This is a genomic window from Azotobacter armeniacus (genome assembly GCF_054779355.1).
In genome coordinates, this window is record NZ_BAAGYK010000019.1 from 15,313 (window position 1) to 36,658 (window position 21,346).

Annotated in this window: 20 protein-coding genes, 5 pseudogenes and 1 other annotated feature; of the genes and pseudogenes, 12 read left to right on the top strand and 13 right to left on the bottom strand. The window is 58.6% G+C overall.

The genetic code is table 11. The annotated features are described in order from the left end of the window. Positions 1-361: 361 nt before the first annotated feature. From ACYVD0_RS04645 to ACYVD0_RS04655, 3 genes are all read right to left on the bottom strand, one after another. Complete coding sequence (locus tag ACYVD0_RS04645) at positions 362-649, bottom strand: helix-turn-helix domain-containing protein (RefSeq protein WP_090624036.1); 288 nt, start codon at positions 647-649, stop codon at positions 362-364. Next, positions 646-972: a type II toxin-antitoxin system RelE/ParE family toxin gene (locus ACYVD0_RS04650; RefSeq protein WP_460425719.1), complete on the bottom strand. Its 327-nt coding sequence runs from the start codon at positions 970-972 to the stop codon at positions 646-648. The genes ACYVD0_RS04645 and ACYVD0_RS04650 overlap by 4 nt, the downstream gene beginning before the upstream one ends. Positions 973-1,324: 352 nt before the next feature. Beyond that, positions 1,325-1,717, bottom strand: coding sequence for a recombinase family protein (locus ACYVD0_RS04655; RefSeq protein WP_460425735.1), 393 nt, complete (start codon positions 1,715-1,717; stop codon positions 1,325-1,327). Here ACYVD0_RS04655 and ACYVD0_RS04660 point away from each other — a divergent pair. Next, the gene (locus tag ACYVD0_RS04660; RefSeq protein WP_460425720.1) at positions 1,608-2,486 is read left to right on the top strand and encodes a protein phosphatase 2C domain-containing protein; all 879 of its coding nucleotides are present in this window, start codon (positions 1,608-1,610) and stop codon (positions 2,484-2,486) included. The genes ACYVD0_RS04655 and ACYVD0_RS04660 overlap by 110 nt on opposite strands. A gap of 113 nt (positions 2,487-2,599) precedes the next feature. Here the strand turns inward: ACYVD0_RS04660 and ACYVD0_RS04665 are convergent, their stop codons facing one another. From ACYVD0_RS04665 to ACYVD0_RS04675, 3 genes are all read right to left on the bottom strand, one after another. Next, a complete protein-coding gene (locus ACYVD0_RS04665; protein WP_460425721.1) occupies positions 2,600-4,147 on the bottom strand; it encodes an ATP-binding protein in 1,548 nt (515 codons plus the stop codon). Between the two features lie 298 nt (positions 4,148-4,445). After that, positions 4,446-4,661 carry a hypothetical protein gene (locus tag ACYVD0_RS04670; RefSeq protein WP_460425722.1) on the bottom strand — a complete coding sequence of 72 codons (216 nt, stop codon included), beginning with the start codon at positions 4,659-4,661 and terminating at the stop codon, positions 4,446-4,448. 351 nt (positions 4,662-5,012) lie between these two features. Next, positions 5,013-6,263, bottom strand: coding sequence for a S41 family peptidase (locus ACYVD0_RS04675; RefSeq protein ID WP_460425723.1), 1,251 nt, complete (start codon positions 6,261-6,263; stop codon positions 5,013-5,015). A 433-nt stretch (positions 6,264-6,696) separates the two neighbouring features. Here ACYVD0_RS04675 and ACYVD0_RS04680 point away from each other — a divergent pair, with 433 nt between their 5' ends. The 3 genes from ACYVD0_RS04680 (at position 6,697) to ACYVD0_RS04690 (ending at position 8,947) form a co-directional block, all read left to right on the top strand. Next, positions 6,697-6,912 carry a hypothetical protein gene (locus ACYVD0_RS04680; protein WP_460425724.1) on the top strand — a complete coding sequence of 72 codons (216 nt, stop codon included), beginning with the start codon at positions 6,697-6,699 and terminating at the stop codon, positions 6,910-6,912. Positions 6,913-7,033: 121 nt separating this feature from the next. Beyond that, entirely contained in the window at positions 7,034-8,479 is a 1,446-nt protein-coding gene (locus ACYVD0_RS04685) for a radical SAM protein (protein ID WP_460425725.1), read from the top strand. A gap of 165 nt (positions 8,480-8,644) precedes the next feature. Continuing rightward, complete coding sequence (locus ACYVD0_RS04690; RefSeq protein ID WP_460425726.1) at positions 8,645-8,947, top strand: hypothetical protein; 303 nt, start codon at positions 8,645-8,647, stop codon at positions 8,945-8,947. A 380-nt stretch (positions 8,948-9,327) separates the two neighbouring features. Here ACYVD0_RS04690 and tnpA read toward each other — a convergent pair whose 3' ends face one another. Next, positions 9,328-9,759, bottom strand: a complete 432-nt coding sequence (tnpA, locus tag ACYVD0_RS04695; RefSeq protein ID WP_460425727.1) for an IS200/IS605 family transposase — start codon at positions 9,757-9,759, stop codon at positions 9,328-9,330. A gap of 584 nt (positions 9,760-10,343) precedes the next feature. Continuing rightward, positions 10,344-11,147 (bottom strand): annotated as a pseudogene (locus ACYVD0_RS04700) (Tn3 family transposase); the annotation flags it as partial. Between the two features lie 183 nt (positions 11,148-11,330). Here ACYVD0_RS04700 and ACYVD0_RS04705 point away from each other — a divergent pair. Both ACYVD0_RS04705 and ACYVD0_RS04710 read left to right on the top strand, forming a co-directional pair. Further along, positions 11,331-11,465 (top strand): hypothetical protein, encoded by a 135-nt coding sequence (locus tag ACYVD0_RS04705; protein WP_269820067.1) that lies wholly within the window; start codon positions 11,331-11,333, stop codon positions 11,463-11,465. An 87-nt stretch (positions 11,466-11,552) separates the two neighbouring features. Further along, positions 11,553-12,315 (top strand): annotated as a pseudogene (locus ACYVD0_RS04710) (tyrosine-type recombinase/integrase); the annotation flags it as partial. 290 nt (positions 12,316-12,605) lie between these two features. Here ACYVD0_RS04710 and ACYVD0_RS04715 read toward each other — a convergent pair. Both ACYVD0_RS04715 and ACYVD0_RS04720 read right to left on the bottom strand, forming a co-directional pair. Continuing rightward, positions 12,606-14,975 (bottom strand): TOTE conflict system archaeo-eukaryotic primase domain-containing protein, encoded by a 2,370-nt coding sequence (locus ACYVD0_RS04715; protein ID WP_460425728.1) that lies wholly within the window; start codon positions 14,973-14,975, stop codon positions 12,606-12,608. Then, on the bottom strand, positions 14,968-15,513 hold the full coding sequence (locus ACYVD0_RS04720) for a hypothetical protein (RefSeq protein WP_089170052.1): 546 nt from the start codon (positions 15,511-15,513) through the stop codon (positions 14,968-14,970). The genes ACYVD0_RS04715 and ACYVD0_RS04720 overlap by 8 nt, the downstream gene beginning before the upstream one ends. A 148-nt stretch (positions 15,514-15,661) precedes the next feature. Here ACYVD0_RS04720 and ACYVD0_RS04725 point away from each other — a divergent pair. After that, positions 15,662-15,943, top strand: a pseudogene (locus tag ACYVD0_RS04725) (tyrosine-type recombinase/integrase); the annotation flags it as partial. A 9-nt stretch (positions 15,944-15,952) separates the two neighbouring features. Here the strand turns inward: ACYVD0_RS04725 and ACYVD0_RS04730 are convergent. Together ACYVD0_RS04730 and ACYVD0_RS04735 are read right to left on the bottom strand one after the other, a co-directional pair. Further along, positions 15,953-16,372: a DUF2442 domain-containing protein gene (locus ACYVD0_RS04730; RefSeq protein WP_460425729.1), complete on the bottom strand. Its 420-nt coding sequence runs from the start codon at positions 16,370-16,372 to the stop codon at positions 15,953-15,955. Further along, positions 16,359-16,571 (bottom strand): DUF4160 domain-containing protein, encoded by a 213-nt coding sequence (locus tag ACYVD0_RS04735; protein ID WP_349618548.1) that lies wholly within the window; start codon positions 16,569-16,571, stop codon positions 16,359-16,361. Before ACYVD0_RS04735 ends, ACYVD0_RS04730 begins: the two co-directional genes overlap by 14 nt. 175 nt (positions 16,572-16,746) lie before the next feature. Here ACYVD0_RS04735 and ACYVD0_RS04740 point away from each other — a divergent pair. Next, positions 16,747-16,998: pseudogene (locus ACYVD0_RS04740) on the top strand (tyrosine-type recombinase/integrase); the annotation flags it as partial. Positions 16,999-17,382: 384 nt separating this feature from the next. On the opposite strand, the gene ACYVD0_RS04745 reads toward ACYVD0_RS04740, so the two are convergent. After that, complete coding sequence (locus ACYVD0_RS04745; RefSeq protein WP_460425730.1) at positions 17,383-17,760, bottom strand: YggL family protein; 378 nt, start codon at positions 17,758-17,760, stop codon at positions 17,383-17,385. 509 nt (positions 17,761-18,269) lie between these two features. On the opposite strand from ACYVD0_RS04745, the gene ACYVD0_RS04750 reads away from it, so the two are divergent. The 4 genes and pseudogenes from ACYVD0_RS04750 (at position 18,270) to ACYVD0_RS04765 (ending at position 21,264) form a co-directional block, all read left to right on the top strand. After that, positions 18,270-18,728, top strand: coding sequence for a helix-turn-helix domain-containing protein (locus ACYVD0_RS04750; protein ID WP_460425731.1), 459 nt, complete (start codon positions 18,270-18,272; stop codon positions 18,726-18,728). Further along, the gene (locus tag ACYVD0_RS04755; protein WP_460425732.1) at positions 18,725-19,390 is read left to right on the top strand and encodes a PIN domain-containing protein; all 666 of its coding nucleotides are present in this window, start codon (positions 18,725-18,727) and stop codon (positions 19,388-19,390) included. The genes ACYVD0_RS04750 and ACYVD0_RS04755 overlap by 4 nt, the downstream gene beginning before the upstream one ends. Positions 19,391-19,445: 55 nt before the next feature. Next, positions 19,446-20,666: pseudogene (locus tag ACYVD0_RS04760) on the top strand (IS3 family transposase); the annotation flags it as partial. Continuing rightward, positions 19,724-19,840, top strand: a sequence feature (AL1L pseudoknot). Its footprint overlaps the pseudogene before it by 117 nt. Before the next feature lie 175 nt (positions 20,667-20,841). Further along, positions 20,842-21,264, top strand: a complete 423-nt coding sequence (locus ACYVD0_RS04765) for a DoxX family protein (RefSeq protein ID WP_460425733.1) — start codon at positions 20,842-20,844, stop codon at positions 21,262-21,264. Positions 21,265-21,346 lie beyond the last annotated feature (82 nt).

A 21,346-nucleotide genomic window follows, 5' to 3' on the forward strand; every position in this document is an offset into this window, starting at 1 on the left:
CCATAAGGGTTTGGCTGGTTGTTAATGAGCGAGTTGAAATTTGGGGTTTGGGGAGCAACGGAACAGAAAGTGCACTTAAGCCCGGTGCCGGCCCGCAAACCCTTGTGGCGTCTGGTGAGTTCGGAAAAACCACCGTTTTGCCGAACCAGGCCAGGGGCGTCGTCATTGCCAGAGAAAGGCGGCGGTAGTCGTGCAGAAAACCCGTTCGTCAAATCAAAGTTCTGAGAACTGCCCCATGTTCACGGCGGCGCCGAACTCTAATCCCGCCTTACGTTGGTTTTTGGTTCCGTTGCTCCCCAAACCCCGGGTACCCCTCGTCACGGAGCGCCGTTACCCGTCACGCTGCCTGCCGCTCCTTCCCCTAAGCCGCACGGCCGCTGATCGACAGCCCGAGCGACAGTCCGGCCGCTACGGCAATCGCCACCAGGGCATCGAGACTGAAGGCATTGATCTTGCCCGCCTTTAGGTTGGAGAAGCGCGGCCCGGTGATGCCAAGGCGGTGAGCTTTCTCGGTGTCGGTGCCCGGCCAGGCGGCAGCCTGCTCGGTGATGGCGCGCATCAGGGCGGCGCGCAGCTTCATGTTCTCAGCCTCGGCCGGGGTGTCCTCGATGGCGTCCCAGACGCTGGCGAAGCGTTGTTGCTCGGTCATTTTCTGTCCCTCAACAGGTCGCGAAGACGGGCGGCCGCCAGATCGATATCGGCCCTTGGCGTAGCCTGGGTCTTCTTCTGGAAGCAGTGCAGCACATAGACGGCATCCGGTAGGGTGGCCAGATAGATCACGCGGAACGCCCCCGAGGCCTCGCGGATGCGGATCTCCCGCACGCCGGCGCCTACGGTCTTCATGGGCTTCCAGTCGGCCGGCTCGATGCCGTTCTGGACGTTGTCCAGCTCGAAACCAGCCTCGCGACGGGCATCGGCCGGAAAATCGCGCAGGCGGTCGAGGGAGTCGGCGAGGAATTCAATGGCTTTCATCGGGCGGGGTCCTTGTCGTGCCCGGGCTACTTTATCGGTTCAGATAAGGCTCGCAAGTGAATTTTATCGGAACCGATAAACTCGCTATGCCGCATGGCGTTACCCGTCACGCCGATGGCTTGCTGGTCTGCTGTTCCTGCGCCACCCGCAGTCTGGCCAGCTCCTGCTGCTGCTGCGCCCGCAGCTCCCCGCGCAACTCCGCGGCGTTACCGGCCTCCCGCTTCGCCTCCTCGCGCGCCTGCTGCCGGGCCTCCTCAAGATCGCGGCCGGCACCTTCGAGGCGGGCCAGGGCGGCCTGCAGCTGGGCTGCGGCCAGTCTGGGGTCTGCTCACGAAACGGAATAAATCGCACGCTAAGCCGAAGCAGGCCCTTCAAGCCGATGCTTGGCCAGCAGCCGAACCACGGTGGAGGGATGAACCCGGAACAGCCTGGCCGCGTCGGCTCCAGTCTTTTGGCCGGTGCTCACCAGTGCGACGATTTCCTTTTGCTGTTGTTGCGTCAGTTTGGGACGTCGGCCCCCGACACGCCCGTTTTTCCTGGCGGCATCGAGCCCGCTCTTTGTCCGCTCGCGCAACATGGCACGCTCGAACTCGGCGAATGAGCCGACGATCTGCATCGTGGTATCAATGGCTTCGGTGAGGCTTTGGAAGCCCGCACCGGCCTGCTCGATTTTTTCCAGCCAGGACGCGGCGCTGGCCGGCAGCGATCCCCGCCCCTGGCTGCTGCTGGCCGACGGCGCGGGCAGTTCGGCGGTCTCGGAACTCGGCGCCCGCGGCGTGGTGAGCGGCCTGAACTGCCTGCTGCATACCCTGGATGACCCCTTGGATCGGCAGGTGGCGACCCTGCTCGATGCGGAGCAGACGCCCGCCCCGGACGAGGGCCGGCAGCTGGCCCTGCTGCTGGTCAAGCACGCCCGCGGCCTGCTCGCCGACCTGGCGGCGGAGCACCGGCGCTCCCTGAAAGACTTCCGCTGCACCCTGCTGCTGGCGATACCGGGCCAGCGGCATCTGCTGTGGCTGAAGATCGGCGATGGCGCCCTGGTGATCGAGCGGACGCAGGCCGCCGCCGCACCAGGCCGCGAGCAGCCGGCCGGCCTCGAAACGCTGGGGCGCGCCGGCAAGGGGGAGTTCGCCAACCAGACCACCTTCGTCGACGAGCAGCTGCAACCGGACGACGTGCAGAGCGTCCTGCTGTCCATGGAGGGCATCGGCGGCGTGGCCCTGATGAGCGACGGGGCTGCCGACCGCCTGGTCTCCCGGGACGGCGGGGCAGCTCGGCCAGTGGTTCCAGGCGCTGCGCGAGGGCCGCCTCAAGCGCCGCAGCCTGACCCAGCGCTTCTACGCCGAGGACTTCACCGACAAGACCGGCGGCGACGATTGCAGCATCACCCTGACGGCCCGCCCGCTCCGCCCCTGAGCCGGCGTCGCCCGCCGGACAACGGGTTCCGCGCGGGTAGCCGGCCGGCTGCTCGCGGCCTTGCGCCGGGACGGGGCTTTCCCACGAATTTCTCGTAATTCGTAATTCGTAATTAACAAGTAGCATTGACCCGATGAGCAGCTCAACGGCTACTCATGGTGACCGAGCCTTCCAGGTATCCTTTTCTGCCTCGACAGCCAATGAAGCCGGGTCAGCCATCCAGCTCCACCTCGAACCCCACCACGCTGCGGCTCTCGCGACTGAACTCCACGCCGATCAGGTGGATCGGTTCGCCCCGCGCACGGTACTTCTCGGCATAGCCGCGTTCGCGGATCTGCTGGAGCGCCCTCCCTTCGGGCACCAGCTCCACCACCTTGAACTCGAACAGGTAGACCTGGCCGTTGAACAGCACCGCCATGTCGATGCGCCCGTGGCTGGTGGCGTCTTCCAGGCGCACATCCAATCCCAGCGCGGCGAAGTGGCTGTAGAACACGCTGGCGTAGTAGCCCTCGTACCGGGCAATCGGATTGTTGCGGTACCAGTCGTGGGGGATGCCAGCGAAGAAGGCGGTGAACAGTGCCTGCAATCCACTGAAATCATTGGCCAGCAGCAGACGGTAAAGCTGGCCAGTCTGCCGGCCGGGCAAAAGAGGATCACCGGTCATGCCTTCCAGCAGCGCGCCGTTGAGGCTGGCTTGTACCTCCAGGTTGGGATACTTCAGTGTGTATTCGGTGCGCGCGCCCATGCGCAGCAGGCTGTCGATGGTCAGGTAACCGGTCTGGAACATCAGCGCCTCGACCGGCATGCAGTCGATGTCGAAACTCGACAGCAGGGTTTCCATCGCCACGACCTGGCTCAGGTCGGGCGTGAAGACGCGCCGTGCCAGCAGTTGCTCGATCAGGAAGGTCGGCGTGCCCGTCTCGAACCAATACGGGTGAAACTCTCGCTTGGCGAACAGCAGCAGCAGATCGAACGGGTTGTAGACCGAAGTACCCGTCCAGTTGTAGCCGTTGTACCAGGTACGGATCTCGTTACGATCCAGTCCTGGCAGCTCCGGCGCGAACACCGTATCGACGTCCTCGTCGGTATACCCGCAGATCGACGAGTAGCGCCCATCCAGCGTGATGTCGTTGAGGTTGTTGAGCCCGGAGAACAGGCTGACCTTGCTGAACTTGGACACCCCGGTGAGCATGGCGAAGCGGATATGGGCGTCGCTGTCCTTGATCACCGAGTAAAAATCACGCAGCCCGCTGCGAATCTCGCGCGCGATCTCAGGACGCTGCAGGTTGTCGAGAATCGGCTTGTCGTACTCGTCGACCAGAACCACTGCTCGCTGGCCTGTATTGCGTTCGGCTTCACGGATCAACTCGGCAAAACGAGCACGGTGATCGGTCAGCGCACAGGTGACACCCAGCGCCTGCTCATTGATGGTCAGCAGCTCGCTGAACTTGCCCTGCAGATCGGCCGCATCGCGGATTACTCCGCCACCGAAGCTGATCCGGATCACCGGATAGATGCGGCTCCAGTCCCACTGCCTATGCACCGCCAGCCCACGAAACAGCGGCTCGTTGCCCTCGAACAGCTCGGCCAGGGTGTCGATGAACAGGCTCTTGCCAAAGCGTCGCGGACGGGAGAGGAAGTAGTACTTTCCCTCGTCGACCAGCTCAAGGGCGGCCGCCGTCTTGTCGACGTAGTAATAGCCCTCCTCGCGAATCTCGCGGAAGGTCTGGATGCCGATAGGCAACTTCTTGCGGGACATGGCAGGCAACCTGTAGGCAGATGCGGCGATTGTAGCCCAATAAAGCAGGCCAGCTCAGGATAAGACGAACGCCAGACCTTATGCTTCAGCGGCCACATCCCAAACCCGCAGAATGCTCAATCCGATCCGTCTGAACCGGACAAGATGGGGTAGAACAAGCAGTCGTGTCACCAGCCGCCATCTGACGGAGCGCCTGCTGTCGCCAAACATCTGTTTCTCGATACAGGCCTAAGCGAGTCGAAAGCAGTGAGGAAAACTTGCACGGAAAACACTGTCGGATTGCTGAGCAGCCAGAAACCTAGCTAATTTGGTTTTCCGACAGCGAAATGGCGGCTGGTGACGCGACTGCTCGAAGATCGCTGATGTCTTGCCTGGTTGCCAGATTGGCAAGGTCAGCCTTGGTCATCATCGACTCCTCGATCTCGAACCGCTGCTGGGCAAGAGCCGCTGCTTGCTTGGGTGTGAATTCGCCTTCGCGTACCAATCGCTCGGCGTAACTCGCTGTGTTGATCATAGGGTCTCCTCGTTGTTGCGACGAGACCTTCCCTGACGGGATTGTCCCGTCGGGGGGTGGGTTAGGCAGCATCCACATACCTCACGGTATGCGCCGGCGTTGCAGGATGCGAAGCACCGGTCAAAGGGAGTCTCTGTTCAGGCGTGTGCCCAGGCCGAGACCGCCAAAGGGAGCCACTATTGCCGTCAGTGGCCAACGGATTGCCCGTCAACTGTTCCCGAGCTTCGGCTGCCTGTCAAGACCCCTCCAAGCTACAATCCCCTCCTCATTTGTAGTTGGCACAGCTCGCAGCAACCAAGGGCCATGCCTCGGCCCTTGTCGATCGCTGCGCAATATATATTCCGACGATATTCATCTCGGAGGTACGGGAATAGCATTAAGCCTCCCAGGTAAAGGCACTCTGGCAAAGGCAGCTTGAACAGCCGCCTCAAGCTGAGGATCGACAGGTGAGCTTTTGTTTAAATCATATTCCACCCGGACATCTGGGCTAATGCCGACACCTTCAACTTTGTTGCCATCCAGGCGAAGTTCCCCCGAAGAAAGATATAAAAAATACGGTTTATCCCTGTCATTGAAAATCGCTTCGCCTAACGAAAATGCCCCCTGCGTAGTAGTCCCCAGCAATAAAGCTCTACCCGTTTTCTTGAATTGATAAGCAAGCGCCTCCTTGCCAGATCGCGTACCCTCATTGACAAGAACGACCATCGGCCCATCAAAATGCCATTTATTTATCTGCGGCTCCGCCTTGTGCTGCAAGGTCTCTTTTCGATTGATGATAGAAAAACTGAAGTAATCTTTTCGGTTGGCAAAGAACAAGTCCAGATAGTCATACCATGCGCCACCGAAACCTCCACGCAAATCCAAGACTATGGCATCGGCCTTCCCCAACCTCTCCGTCACGCCATCATGGAATGTCTTTAAAATATCCTTGTGCGTTCCGGACCACAACCTGACATAACCTACACGCCGACCATCCTTTTCATAGGTTCGAATACTATTTGAAATGGCCCGCTCAAATGATTGGTTTGGATTTTCCCTGACCGCACTGACCACAATAGTCATGACCTCCTCATTACGCTGAACCAGCAGACGAACGTCGTGACCTTCTGGGTTAAAGGATCGATATGGGTGAAAATCCGCATTATTGGCTTTGAGTACACGATCTCCGCGCCTGAGTCCTGCGCGTTCTGCAGGATATCCATTTAAGACCTCGCAAACGACATATTGCCCATCATCAACTATAAACTGAGCACCGATATGGTTTACTTCTGGCTTAGCGATATCTCGCGTATCAAACATCGACCTGAAAAGGTAGAAATCGATCGTCTGATCATCATAGAACTGCGTATGAGAAACATTCAGAGCGCTTAAAAACCGATTAATCAGCGGTGTCAACTCATAAACATGAGCCATCGACGATGTCTGCTCATGCAAGCGTTGATATTGGGCATCCGTAAAGTGCACGCCAACCAAATCATGAGGATAAACCTTCTCCTTTGCCACACGCCAAAACTGATCGAATATTGCCGAAGGTGACTCTTCAGCTCTGGCACAACTGGAAACAACCAAAAGAATACCCAGAGCAACTCTCAATCTCCGCATATCACTACTCTCCCTCAATCTCATGGATTACCAATCTTAGAAGCCTGTTCGCTCGCAATCATAAAAATTCAATATCTATAGATTCAAAGCTTATTCAATCAAATACATCATCCTAAGTAGCCATGATGGCAGTCCCACGACTCGGCCTTACATACATGTGCAACGTCAATCATATAAACCTACTTTCTCAATAAATCATGCAAATTGCTATCATATTGATACTATAATGCACATGCACATGCACATGCACATCGAAATATAACTTATTGTTTTCACTACAAAAAACCTGACGCAATAAGAATATATCCGCTCATAATTTTTCTGTATAAAAAATAATATAAAAATATTATTCCAGCTTGCAAATACCCGTACAAATGCTATGGTCAATGTGCTTCAAAAGCACATCCATCATTCATTTATTATGGAGGTTACAATGAAAAACGAAGGAAATTTTGAATGGGTAGAAATTCCTAGCAGCATCAACCATAAGGTTCGCCCAGGAACAGAGGCTAGCTTTTGCTATGGAGGTAGCACCTGTATTGCTCCGCCTTTGAAATCGATGGGTGGTATGTCGGCAGAAGAGTTCGAAGCCCATCTCGCATCATCCGAAGCGCTGGTGAAGAACTCATTGCGCCAAAAGGCCGCCTAGTGCATAGAGAAATATCTCAGCACTTCTAAGCCTCAAGGGCAGGCACTACTAGACAGGGGGTGCCTGTTCCCTTTGAACATCAGCCATATAGGTAAGCTATTTCACATACAGGTATTGAGCCATGGATTGCCGCCATCAACCCACTCATTGGAAGCCTTCTAAATATAACTGGATACTACCCATTGATGCTCTGGGCGGAGGTGGAGCAATTTATAATGCCTATACTGGAGCATGCTTGGATTTTGGCGAAAATGATTTCAAACGAATAAAAGCCCTGCTAAACAGTATGCATGACACTATAGACTTTCACCTGCTGGGGGACTCTGCCATCCCCTTGGGCGGCGCACTTATCGCTGGAGGAATGGTAGTTGAATACGACTTCGACGAATTGGCCGACTTGGAAGAGCGTATCAACAGTAAAAAAATAGATGAATTTCCATTGGTGCTGACCATAACACCAACCTTCTCATGCAATCTTGGCTGCAACTATTGCTTTGTCGGCAAGAAGAAAGGTTTGATGAACCGGGAGACAGAGCACGAAGTGATAAGCTTCGTTAAAAGCCATTTAGAGTCAGGTAATATACCTGCATTTAGCGTAGACTGGTTCGGAGGGGAGCCGCTCTTGGCAAAAAGGTCGATAGGCAGGCTATCCAGCACTTTCATTGAGCTTTGTGCCGAAAAAGCGATTCCATACCGTGCACAGCTTATTACGAACGGCACACTTCTTAATGCCGAAACTGCAGGCCAGCTTGAATCCTGGGGAATAGATCGAATACAAATCACGCTTGATGGTAAAAGATCGACTCATGATACACGAAGGCCTTGGAAAGGACTGTCACACGACATTATTGCCAAATCGTCGTTTGACGACACCCTATCCGGCATTGAGCATGTCATTGGTCGCGTTGCTATACGCCTTAGAATAAACGTTGATCGAAACAATCTAGAAGAGGCCTTCTCGCTGCTTCACATGTTTGATCAACGCGACTGGTTGTCGCCAGACTTGCAATTCTATCCATACCTATCAATGATAACTGACTTTACGGATGCTGCCACAGGAAAATGGTCGTTATCCGAGGCATGTTTTCCAGATGAATTCTATAGGGCTTATCAAAAATGGCTTGACCTCCTTAACGCTCGCGGCATTTCAGTGGCCGGAGAACGTCTATATGGATTTCCACAGCCAATTACCACGGCGTGTGGTGCATTTAGCGAGAGAGGCTGGATTATAAATTTCGACGGACAACTCCACAAATGTGGACTGGATAGCGATACTGACAACCGATCAATTGGATTTCTTGGAAAAGAGAAGGATCAAAGCAATTCGAATGCCTTGTATTGGTCGAATTACAATCCAGCCACGAATTCCGAATGCCGACAATGTCGGGCTTTTCCAGTTTGTCTTGGCGGCTGTGCGAGAGACCGCAGAGATAACCGTTACAAAGCCATGCTCGACAACTGCGAGTTTCATCGTAAATATGAGCCTTTAATAATTGCCCAACATATACGCATGCGTCGAGAAAATAATCTAAAGGCCCGTATTGGCTCAGAAAAGACCAATCAATAAATTGTAATAGAAAGTCATCTGACACCGGTCCTATGCCGGTGTTGCCTTATTCCACGTTAGAGGCTCTTTACTGACTTCGTAAGAAATGTCGTCCATGGTGCTCTGCCTTTCCCCTCTCGATCAAGCCAACCTCGACTCTGCCGAGGGATTTCCGGATTCGATGAGGTGGGCAAGCTGTCCCTGGCCATGCAGACTAAACTGCTGTGGGTGCTGCAGGAGAAGAGCCTCGAACGAGACGGCGGCAACGTATCTTCGGCCGAGGCCGAAGCAGTTTATTATCGCCAACTCGCTGAGTCCGCCATGCTGGTGTGCTGGCATGACTCACACCAACAGGTCTCCGGAGTTCCCGGGGCGGCTCACCACACCTTGGGTCTGCGTGCCCGATCCGCTCAAGGTCACGGTAAAACAACTAGGGGTCGCCTCAGAAAACGGAATTTAAAGCACGCTAAGGAATGCGTAACCCAGTAACGGCGCGGCTTTGCGTTGGATGGCTATTGCTGGATGCGGCGTTGCGGTGTTTCTCGAAACTCGGCTTTGGCGGCACACCGTTACGAGAACGGTTTTCGAGACTCACTCGAGCAAGGCCAGCACTGGCGCGGGCTGCTTTCTCACGAAGCCCTCTCGAAAATGATCGTTTTTGAAGTCTGCATGGGGTCTGTGGGACCTTAGCGTGCTTTAAATTCCGTTTTCTGAGGCGACCCCAACTACTAATCTTAATAAGGAAAATTTGACATGTTCAAAAACGACAACTTAGATGCCATAGTAAGTATCCCCCGGCAAAGCCGGGGGCTTTATTCTGTTAGCCCCTCAAAGGGGCAAGTAGTTGGGCCGCCTGAAGGCGGCTATCGCTACAGGCCAAATTTGAGCTGGTCGTACTGCTCGTCTTTCTTTTCCTGGTTCCGGATGTATGCACGTACTACCTCCTCGTCCAGCCCCACGGTTGAAACGAAATACCCCCGAGCCCAGAAATTCTCACCCGTGAAGTTCTTCGCCTTTCCCATAAAACGCCGCGCTATCGAAATCGCACTCTTGCCCTTGATGTAGCCCACCACATACGACACCGAGTGCTTGGGTGGGATGCTGATGCACATGTGGACATGGTCAGGCATCAAATGGCCCTCCACTATCCGGCACTCCCTCTGCCTCGCCAACTCATGCAACAGCTCGCCAAGGTGCTTTCGAATCGCCCCCAAGATCGCCTTTTTGCGCCTCTTCGGGATGAAAACAACGTGGTACTTACAGTCCCACTTCGTATGCGCGAGACTCTGATAGTCTCTCATCGGGTACCTCCTATCTCTTGGTCGAGACAGAAGGCTCCCGATGACCGTATCACACGGTCAAACCTCAAGGAGTCCCCCGGCTTAGCCGGGGGATTACCTTATTTATTCAATATCTTAGAAGAGATGACACCTAGCAAACAAAGCAATAGTCCATTTGTACCGTCACGTACTCAGCGAACTTTTGAGCGCACGTTCTTGATTGTACACCTTATAGCTCTGATTATTATGGTAACAATTGCAGGTCATTATAAGTCCTCCTCCATCGAGGGGAACAAAACTATTCTTTCCATACTAGAAATCAGTTACTTAGTCTGGTTACTTTGCCCTGTTGTTTATATTGTGGCTCTGTGTGTCGGAGCATATAATGAATTCAAGCGCCATCCTGGCTTAAGCGCTAGCCCGGATTTCTCATAAAAAAGCTAAGCGCTTAAAAATATTGAATTTTTTGAGTTGTACTTATGCGGTTTTAAGCTCTCCTATTTTAGCTCGTATGGTAGAGCGCGTAAGGCTTTCAGCCGTTTCGGTTTATGCGGTCATGAGAAATAGAGTGGAACAAGCAGTCGTGTCACCAGCCGCCATCTCGATCACAGCAACGCCAGGCGGGCATTCATGTCGAGGACGAACCGACCATACGGGTTGACGTGCTCCCATATCAGCGGTGTCAGCGCAGCGTAGTCGCGCGGTGTCAGCCTCCCCTGCCAATGCGGCTGTGCAAGCACCTTCTGGATCATCAATGTGTTGATGTAGACCATGCAGTTCTGAATCAGGTGTAGCGCGAGCATGCTGACCTCGTGGTCCTCGCGTCGGTTGCTGACCAATTCGCCGCGACGGGCGAAGAACACGAAGTCGGTGGCCCCGTTCCATTGCTCGACCACGTTCAGCCCCTCATTGATCTCCCGGCGCAGCTCTTCGCAGTGCAGGTAGTGGCTCAGGAAGATGGTCTTGATCGCCTTGCCCAACTCGGCAAACGCCTTGTAGGTCGGGTGCTGCACGTTTTTCTTGGTGAAGCGCCGCAGGATGGCTTCGGTTTCCGCCGTGCCCAAGCGCAAGGCCGTCGTGTACTTGATCATCTGGTCGTACTGCTGACGTATCAGTTCCCAGTCGATCGGCCGGGTCAGAATCTGTTGCAAGTTCGCATAGGCATCCGCCTTGCCGATTTCCGGCCGGTACAGCTTCTGTGAGTGGATAGCCTTCAGTCGTGGCAGCAACTGGAAGCCGAGCAGCCGGCAGAAGGCGAACGCGACCGTGCTCTGGCCGTGCGAATCGACGTATTGGCGGTCCACCTCCATTTCCGTGCAGTGATGGATCACACCCTCGATCATCGACGCCACTTCCGACGACGACGGTGACTTGAGCTGGGAATGGATACATAGCGAGTTGCGCTCGATCCTTGTCGAGCGAGTAACTCTGAGCCAGCTCACGCTACTCACGGCCTCCCTGAAAGGCTTCCACTGGCAGTGCTGGGCCAATGCAACGTACAGAGCGGCCATGCTGTCCATGGGCGGCATCGGTGACCTGGTCTTGAGAGCGACAGACTCGCCGACCACCAGGTACCTGGGCAGCTCGGCGTAGTGGCTCAGGCATTACGCAAGAGTCGCCTCAAGCGCCGCAGCCTGACCCAGCGCTTCTACGCCGCAGACTTCACCGACAAGACCAGCGGCGACGATTGCAGCATCGTCCTGACGGCCTGCCTGCTGCGGACCTGAGACGGTGACAAGCCGGCGTCGCACGACGGGACTCCTTGCGGCCCGAGGCGGTTGATGGGTTCTGAGCTGCGAGGGCACGCGGTGTAATTTCGCGACGTCACCCGCGCCCATGTCCTCGCCTGGCGCAAGCACCTGGAGCAGCGCGGCCTCTCCGCGGCCACCCTCCGCCGCAAGCTTGCCGCCCTCACCAGCCTGTTCGACCACCTGCTCGAGTGCAACGCCGTCGCCGGCGGCAATCCAGTGCATGGCGTCAAACGGCCCAAGCTCGAAACGAATGAAGGCAAGACCCCGGCTCTCGGCGATCATCAGGCCCGGGCCCTGCTCGAAGCCCTGAAGGGCCGCCGCGACCGGGCGATCCTCACCGTGCTGCTCTATCACGGCCTGCGCCGCGAGGAAGCCGCCCGCCTGGCCGTCCACGACCTCCAGGACCGCCGCGGCCTCAAGCATCTGCGCGTCCACGGCAAGGGCGGCAAGCTGCGCTACCTGCCCCTGCACCCGGTCGCCGCCGAGCGTATCCATGGCTACCTGGAGGCCTCAGGGCAGGCATCACCTCGACGAGCCCAAGGCGCCGCTGTTCCTGCCGCTGCGCGGCAAGAAAACCGGGATGGGGATCAGTGCCGAGGGCATCTATGCCCTGGTCGGCGCCTATGCCAGGGCGGCCGGCATTAGGGTCGAGGGCCTCGGCGTCCACTGCCTACGCGCCACCGCCGCCACCAACGCCCTCGAGCACGAGGCTGACATCGCCAAGGTCCAGCAGTGGCTGGGCTACGCCAACATCAGCCCCCCCCGGCTCTACGACCGCCAGCACCTGCGGGCGGAGGATTCGCCCACGTTCAAGGTCCGCTACTGAGCCACCCGGCAACGAAAAGGCTCGCGCCCGACGCCGGAGCGCAGCATGCACGTGGCCTTGCCTTGCGACAGATCGGGGACTGGAAATACTGCCCCCAGGCACACGGACAGTTCAGTGCCGTATCTCGGCGCGCATGCGTCCGTAGATTGACTGAGCGATGCGAGCGACTTGTTCTGGCGTAGGGGCTTGCACATGCAGCACGGTCAGGCGCAAGGATCGGCCCGGGCGTCTGTTCCAGACTGTTGGCAAGTGTGTCAACAGCATGCCGACCAATGTGGTGAAAGCACTCGTCAACTGTCCAACTGGTCGGTTCCCATCCCCATGCGGTACCCCATCGCCCGGTACCCGCTCTGACGTTTCTCCCACATCCGCAGCAGTGCCGGATGCCCAGTATCGACGAAATCGATGATGCGCACATCGGTCTTGCAGGCGTGCTCTCGATGCAGACGACCGGCGTATTGCTGCAGCGTGCCTTTCCAGGAGACGGGCATCGCCAGCACCAGTGTGTCGAGGGGCGGATGGTCAAAGCCTTCGCCGACCAGTTTGCCCGTGGCCAGCAGTACGCGCGGCGCGTCGGGCGGTAAGGCGTCCAGTGCCGTGATCAGCGCTGCACGCTGTTTCTTGGACATCCTGCCGTGCAGCATAAACAGCTCCGGTATTTGTTCTTCCAGTGCAATCCGAATAGCGTCGAGGTGTTCGGTACGCTCGGTCAGCACCAGCACTTTGCGACCCTGCTGAAACGCGTCACGGACTTCGGCGGCAATAGCTTCGGTCCTGGCCTGGTCATCGGCCAGATGCCGGAACACATCCTGGATGCCCGCCTCGTGCGGCAAGTCGATCCGTAAGAAACGTGTTCGCGGCAGCACCTCTAAGTCATGAGGTGCACCTGCCGGCTTAGCCGCTGTGTACCGGATCGGCCCGCACTGCATGAAGATGATCGGTTGTTGACCATCGCGGCGAATCGGGGTTGCCGTAAGGCCGAGCACGAACCTCGCCTTGGTTCGCTTCAGGATGGCATCGAATGACACGGCGCCAACGTGATGGCACTCGTCCACGATCACCTGCCCGTAGTGCTCAACCAGCGGATTGACCTCGCCCTGTCGGGATACCGACTGCATCACAGCGATATCGATCTTCCCGGTGGGTTTGGCCTTGCCACCACCGATGGTGCCGACCACGCCCTTGCCTACGCCGAGAAAGACTTGCAGGCGCTCTTGCCATTGTTTCAACAACTCGGTGCGGTGCACCAGCACCAGGGTGTTCACGCCCCGGCGAGCGATCAGCGCGGCGGCGGTAACGGTCTTGCCGAATGCTGTTGGCGCGCACAGGACCCCGGTGTCGTGGTGCAGCATGGCCGAAACGGCAGTTTCCTGGTCAAGGCGCAAGGTGCCAGCGAAGGCCACATCGATGATCTCGCCGCCAAATCGCTCGTCATGCAGATCGCAGCCGATGCTGTTGTCGCGCAGCAAGTCCATTGCCGCATCAAGGCAGCCGCGAGGCAGAGCGATGTGTTGGGGGAAGTTTTCAGCATTGCCAATGACACGCGGCTTGTCCCACACCGACATGCGCATGGCCTGGGCCTTGTAGAACTCGGGGTTTTGGAAGGCGGCCAGCCGGATCAGGCGATTGGCCAGCGCTTGGGGGAGTTGCGCCTTCTCGAAATAGATCCGGTTCGCCAACGTCACCGTGAGCGATGGCGGCATCGCACCGGATAGTTTCTTGGGCGATGCGCTCTCGCGTTTCCACGGCGTAGCCAGGTCCTCATCGTCGATGAAGGTGACATCCAAGGGATGGACGCCACCGGTGGCACGCAGAATGGTCGGCTCGATGTCGTGAGCAGGCATCGGCCGGATCGCCGCCAGGAAAGCCCACTGGTCAGGATGCGGGCGCAGATCGGCATCAACGAACACACTGAAGCCGCTCTCCCTGGGCCACTTTTGCAGCGGCAGCGCGATCAGGTTGCCGAAGCCGCCTTTGGGCATCGTGTCCTGGTTGGGGAACAGCCGGTCGTAGGACTCCAGCTTCAGTTGCCGGGTGCGCGTGCAGGTGTGGCTGATAATGGCCGTACCCAGTCGCCGGGAATCGCGGGCAGAAACGCGGCTGGCGAAGAATACCCATGCGTGCGCGCCTTGCCCGGAGCGGGAAATTTCCAGCGCAGCCGGCACGCCCAGCTCCTCGCAGGACTGCATGAAAGCACGCGCGTCATCTCTCCAGTCGGCCTCATCGAAATCGACCGCCAGAAAGTAGCAGGTATCGTCCTCCAGCAGCGGATAGACGCCGACCGTGTGCGCACCGGCCAGATGGTCATAGATCACCGCGTCGGACAGCGGGATCAGCAGTCGCTTGCCGCAGTCACCGCACTTGATACGGGGCTTCTCACACACACCGGCACGCCACTCGTTGGCGCAGGCTGGCGCATAGCCCGACTTGCCCGAGGTTTTGCCTTCCCAGCGAACCGGATACACATCCATGCGCCCGCGAAACAGTCGCCGGAACAGGGTCACCTTTTCAGTGGTGGACAGCCTGGACGGCTCCGGCGCTGCTACCCCTGGAGCCGGCTGGGACGGCGAAAGGCGCCACTCGATGCCGTGTGATTCAAGCAGCGCGATCAAGCGAGCGTTCTCGGCCAGCACGGCTGCGAGCGTCTCCTGTTCAGCCATCGACTCCGTGCTCGATCAGCAATTTGTCCATGTCATCGCCGACGCCATAGCCAAAATCGTGGCTGATGTGCCTCACCTCATCCAGCCGCCCCCAAAGGGCTGGTCGCTGCCCATCGGGCAAAGTCGCGATGATCGTTAGCGCTTGCTCAAACATCAGCACCAGCGCATTGAAATAGCCCTCGTCCTGCAGGCCCACGTCGCTACTGAAACCGGCCGCTTGCTCGCAATAGAACACCATCAGCTCCGCCAAGCCCTCTGATGGGCCGATGGCCTTCTTGTAGTCCGAAATGGCTTTCTTGGCCTTGGCCACCGAGGTGTCCTGATTCTTGAATACATCAGGCCACAGCCAGCGAGCTATAGTCGTTTTGTAAGGCTTGAGCACATCGCCGCCGAGTGCGAAGCGCGCGTGCAAGAACGCCTGGTTGTCCTTGTTGGCGGCGTACAGGTCTTGTATGAGCCCGATCAGTCCGGCGCGGTCGAAGTCGGCCAGCTTGGCTTTAACGTCGCTCCAACTCGGGGCGGTTTTCTTGGTGGCCATGGGTGTTATTCCCCCTCGTCGCGGGCTGGGCTCCCACCCTCAATCTGTTTTGATCGCCCGGTCGAAGTCGCTCTCGCACAAGCGGTCCTGCACGATGCGGTACTTTTCGAACTCGCTCTCGGCATGATCTCGGCCGATACCTTGCTCGCATCTCGTGGACCCCAAAGCGACGCTGTTCCTGCCGCTGCGCGGGAAAAGGACCGGCGCCGGGATCTTTGCCGGCGCCTACGCCAGGGCCGCCGGCATCACCGTCGAAGGCCTTGGCGTCCACGGCCTGCGCGCCACCGCCGCCACCAATGCCCTGGAACACGAGGCGGACATCGCCAAGGTCCAGCAGTGGCTGGGCCATGCCAATATCAGCACCACCCGGCTCTACGACCGCCGGCACCTGCGGGCGGAGGATTCGCCCACCTTCAAGGTCCGCTACTAAAAGATGGGGTCAGCTGCCGGCAATCGCTGGCTTGCGCGGTCGTCCGCCAAGACGACCATTCTTTTGGGCCGCCACAGTCTTGGCGGCACTCTTTACACTCCCACCGTGCTTGCCGAGCTTCGCCGCCATCCACTGCCGGCTTCCCAGGAAACCCTCCAGAAGAGCTGGCAGATAGAGGTCGGCATCTAGCTTCGGAAAGTGCAAGCCAAGGCCTGAAGGGCTGATTTCGATAAGATCTAGATCGGCAGGTTTCGCCCTTTCCAGTCCTTCGGCCGAATGGGGCGGAAAGGCAACCTCGATGCCACTGCTCAGCCCGATAACCAGGCGATGAATGCGCTTGTCATAGCGCGCAAAGACGGCAGAAGGCTCCTGCGTCTTGCGTTTTTCGGCCCGAGCATTGGCTTGTTCAAACTCGTCATGGCTGACCATGGATAGCCCCCCACTCGTTGCAGGCGACAAGCAGCGCTTCCGCCAGCTTGGCTTGAATGCCCGCCAGGTCCTTCTGCGAAAAACCGTAGTTCTCGCGCAGTTCAGGCGGACCCTGTGGGCAATGCAGATTGAATACGGCCTCGCAACCATTGCCGATGACATGGAGGTGTGCCGGCCGGTGATCGTTCGGATAAATCACGGCACGCAAGCCGTTGAAGCGTAAGACTGTCGGCATGTTCGCAAGATAGCACAAAACCTAACCGTTTGGGTTTTTCCCGAAAGCCGATCGAGGCATCGTACCGCTTTCAGCTTGAGAGACTGCTCCAGAACACCGCCAGGGGAACCGCCACCAGTTGCTCGTCGAAGCGCACAGGACCGGCGCCGGGATCTCCGCCGAGGGCATCCATGCCCTGGTCGGGGCCTACGCCAGGGCCGCCGGCATCACGGTCGAAGGCCTCGGCGTCCACGGCCTGCGCGCCACCGCCGCCACCAACGCCCTGGAACACGAGGCCGACATCGCCAAGGTCCAGCAGTGGCTGGGCCATGCCAACATCAGCACCACCCGGCTCTACGACAAACGCCAGATGCGCCCGGAGGACTCGCCCACCTATCGGGTGCGCTACTAATACCGCTGCACCGGTGGAGTGGAGGCTGCGTCAGCGGCAAGCAGCCTCTTGGCCATCGGGCCGGCTACCAGTACGCGTTTTCCTGGCTGTCGGCTTCAGCCGCTCCAGGGACAGATCACCAACGCTTGTGCCACAGCCGTTTGTCAGCAGCCTCCGGGCGCGCGGTGGTGTGCCCGAAAATCGGCGTCTTGTGGTAGCTTCGACTCAGAGGTTGTGAAAAATTCAAGCGGCTGCTGCGCCCCCTTCAAAACAGCCGCTAAAACGTTGCGCTACGTGAAAAGTAAGACCATTTGGCTCATAAATTCTCCCGCTTTTCACATGGCACGCCTTTTTGAAGGGGATTGGAGAGGCTCTCACGGCACTGTTCGATTTTTTCACAACCTCTCACTTCGCGTCCTCCCATCCATACCAGCCATCGACGAACTCACCAACCTCTGCACTGGCGACTTCGGGCCGATGCCTCAACCAGTCCAGCACAGCCTGTCGATCCTCTTCGGCAGGCGAACCGCGTCCCCACGCAGACACGATACCGTCCGCCTCCACCAACGGCAGCTGGCCGCCCAGACCACCGACGATCAAACGGCGCGATTCGATCAGCTCGATGAAGGCGTCCAGCAGGACATCATAGGCCGGTTCAGCCAAGGGCTGGCGGAAGGTCATTCGAACCTTGAACACAAGCTCCTGAAACTCCCCCACGCGCAGCTTCTTACGCTGCCGGCGGTTCAGCCGCTGTAACTTTCTAGCAGAAGGTAAACTGTTCAACGTCACGCACTCCTTGCGCCTGGGGTGTCGGCGCGGATGACAGGTGTATGGACACATACCCTGGAAGCAAAAAGAGGAAATCCGGGAAAAAGCTGTTGTGCGAGCCCGCCAGACATCGCTGAGCCGGTGCCTGAGCTGCTCGATCCAAGCCATCCCAACAGCCCGCCCAGCCGAGTACTGTTGAGCAGTGGCTGGGCCACGCCGACATCAGCAACACCCGCCTCCACGACCGACGCCAGACGCGGCCCGAGGACTCGCCCACTACCGAGTCCTGTAGTGGTCTACTAATCCTACCCGCATGCCTGCTCCCGGCAGCGTTGCCACGCCCGAAATAATCGATGCAGGGATGCAAGAGACCTTGAAAGGAGCCTGATCGAGTGCGAGCCACATGAGCCGCGGAACCGGCAAGCCAATCGTCAGACGCCTCAGCACGCTTTCGAATAATTCGAAAAATAACAAAATTGCGAAAATTTCGAATATCCTGAGTGCGTAAGAAGAGAGGAACCGCCATGAGCCGCCTGCAAGAGACACTGCCCAGCGCCGAAGAGGCCACCCTGGCCAAACTGTGCAGTCAGGAGTTGTCCGCCATTATCGAAACCCGCGCGGAGACGCAGACCCTCTCCATCAACGATCCCAAGGGGGGAGTTCGCTCCGTCAACATCCCGGTCAGCGCCCTGCGCCTGCTGGTCGATGTGTTGACCGAGCTGGGTGAAGGCAACAGTGTCCGCCTGGTTCCCGTCCATGCGGAGTTGACCACCCAGGAAGCGGCCGACCTGCTGAATGTGTCTCGCCCCACCTTGATCAAGCTGCTCGACGAGGGAGCCATCCCCTACCATCGTGCCGGCAATCGCCGGAAGGTGAAATTTGCCGATCTCCGCATCTACCAGGAGAAGCTTGAACAGGAGCGACTGGCGGCGCTGGCCGAGCTCTCTGCCTTGGACCAGGCACTGGGGCTGGGCTACGAGTGAGCTCGAACTACACGGTCATCTACGATGCCTGCGTGATGTATCCGGCACCGTTGCGCAGCCTGCTGATATACCTGGCGCTATCCGGTCAGTTCCGCGCCCGCTGGTCGGAAACCATCCATCAGGAATGGATGCGGAAACTGCTGGCCGATCGTCCCGACTTGTCGCCTGACACGGTTGGGCGTGTACGAGAGCTGATGGATTGTCATGTGCCAGGAGCTCTGGTGACGGGCTTCGAGAGCCTGATCCCCGGCATTACCCTCCCGGATCCGGAGGATCGCCATGTGGTGGCGGCCGCGGTGCAGACGCGCGCCGAAGCGATCGTGACCTTCAATCTCAAGGATTTTCCCGACCAGGATTTGTCTCCCTTCGGTGTGCGGGCCATCCATCCGGACGACTTCATCACAGACCTGATGGAGCTGCACATCGGCACCGTGCTCGAGGCCGTCCGCCGTCACCGGGCATCGCTGAAGAGCCCTCCCTTTTCCTCTCGCGAGTACCTAGACTGCCTGTTGAAGCAACGCCTTCCGGAAACCGTTTCCCGGCTTCGCGCGTTCGAGCTGCTCATCTGGGGTCGTCTCAGAAAATCTATGGTCACCCCCCTTTTTGCAACACTGAATCTTGATGCCGTCGGTGGCTTGCATAAATCTATTCGGCGTCATTGAAGGGGTGAACCGCCCTGGGTTTCCCGGAGGCTCCAACCTTTGAGAGGATGGAGCCATGAAGTCAGCAACGAAGTATTCCCCTGAAGTCCGGCAACGGGCGGTTCGCATGGTGCTCGAGCATCAGGACGAGCACGAGTCGCAGTGGGCGGCGATCAATTCCATCGCGGCGAAGATCGGCTGCACGGCCGAGACGCTGCGCCGCTGGGTGAGGCAGGCCGAGCGCGATACCGGACTGCGTGAGGGTCAGACGACGCCCGAGCGTGAACGGATCAAGGCGCTCGAGCGGGAAGTGCGTGAGCTGCGCCAGGCCAACGAGATCCTGCGCAAGGCCTCGGCGTATTTTGCCCAGGCGGAGCTCGACCGCCGCTTCAAGCGATGAAGGCCTTCATCGACGATCACCGCCAGGTCTACGGGGTCGAGCCGATCTGCAAAGTGCTGCCGATCGCCCCGTCGACGTACCGCTTGCATGCAACGCGGCGGGCCGATCCCGGCCAGCGCCCAGCGCGTGTGCAGTGCGATGAAATCCTATGCGGGCATATCCAGCGGGTGTGGAATGAGAATTTCCAGGTCTATGGGGCACGTAAGGTCTGGCGGCAGTTGCAGCGCGAAGGCATTGCCGTGGCCCGCTGCACGGTGGAGCGCCTGATGCGAAAGGCTTGGCCTGCAAGGCGTGGTGCGTGGCAAACCGGTCAAGACCACGGCCAGCGACAAGACTACACCTTGTCCTCTGGATCGGGTGAACCGCCAGTTCCGCGCCGAGCGCCCGAATGCGCTGTGGGTATCGGACTTCACGTATGTTTCCACCTGGCAGGGCTTCGTCTACGTGGCCTTCGTCATCGACGTATTCGCCCGGTGCATCGTTGGCTGGAAGGTATCCAGCTCGGCTCGGACAGACTTCGTGCTCGATGCCCTGGAGCAAGCCCTGTACGCCCGCCGCCCCGTCAGCCAGGGTGGCCTAATCCACCATAGCGACCGCGGGGTGCAGTACGTATCGATCCGCTATACCGAGCGCCCAGCCGGGGCTGGCATCGAGCCGTCCGTAGGTAGCGTGGGCGACTCTTATGACAATGCCCTGGCCGAGACCATCAACGGACTCTACAAAGCCGAGGTGATCCATCGCCAGTCTTGGAAGAACCGGGAAGCGGTGGAGCTGGCCACGCTGGCCTGGGTGGACTGGTTCAATCACCGGCGGCTGCTGGAGCCGATCGGCAACGTACCTCCGGCCGAGGCCGAAGCGGCTTATTATCGACAACTTGACGAGTCCGCCATGGTGGCGTGACTCACACCAACGAGCCTCCGGAATTCCCGGGGCGGTTCACCTCGAGCGGGCTAATTGTCTCTTATGAGTGGACTATATTGCGCTTTCCGGCCTATTAATCGAATCTCGAGGAGACACTAGTCTGTGCTCATGGTGCTGAACAAGGCACCCCTACCTACCAGGAGACACGGACATGACCCTTTCGACCTCGACCGTCACCCACACCGCCAGCGCCTTCGCTGGCCGCGCCCTGCTGGGCTCGCTGTTCATCGTCAGCGGCCTGGGCAAGGCCGCCGCCCCGGCCGCCACCCTCGGCTACATCGGCAGCACCGGTATGCCCTTCCCCACGCTGGCTCTGGCGGCCGCGCTGCTGATCGAGCTGGGCTTCGCCGCGGCGCTGCTGGTCGGCTACCGCACCCGCCTGGTCGCCACCGTGATGGCCGGCTTCACCCTGGCGACGGCCCTGGCCTTCCACAACCAGTTCGGCGACCAGAACCAGCTCATCCACTTCCTGAAGAACCTGGCGATCGCCGGGGGCCTGCTGCAGGTGGCCGCCTTCGGCGCCGGCGCCCTGAGCCTGGATGCCTACCGCAACCGCCGTACCGCCCACGCCTGAAGTTTCCCGCCCGGCTCCGGCCGGGCCTTGCCGACCGAGGAATTCGATATGAACGAACTGCGCAGATCCGCCGAGCGTGGCG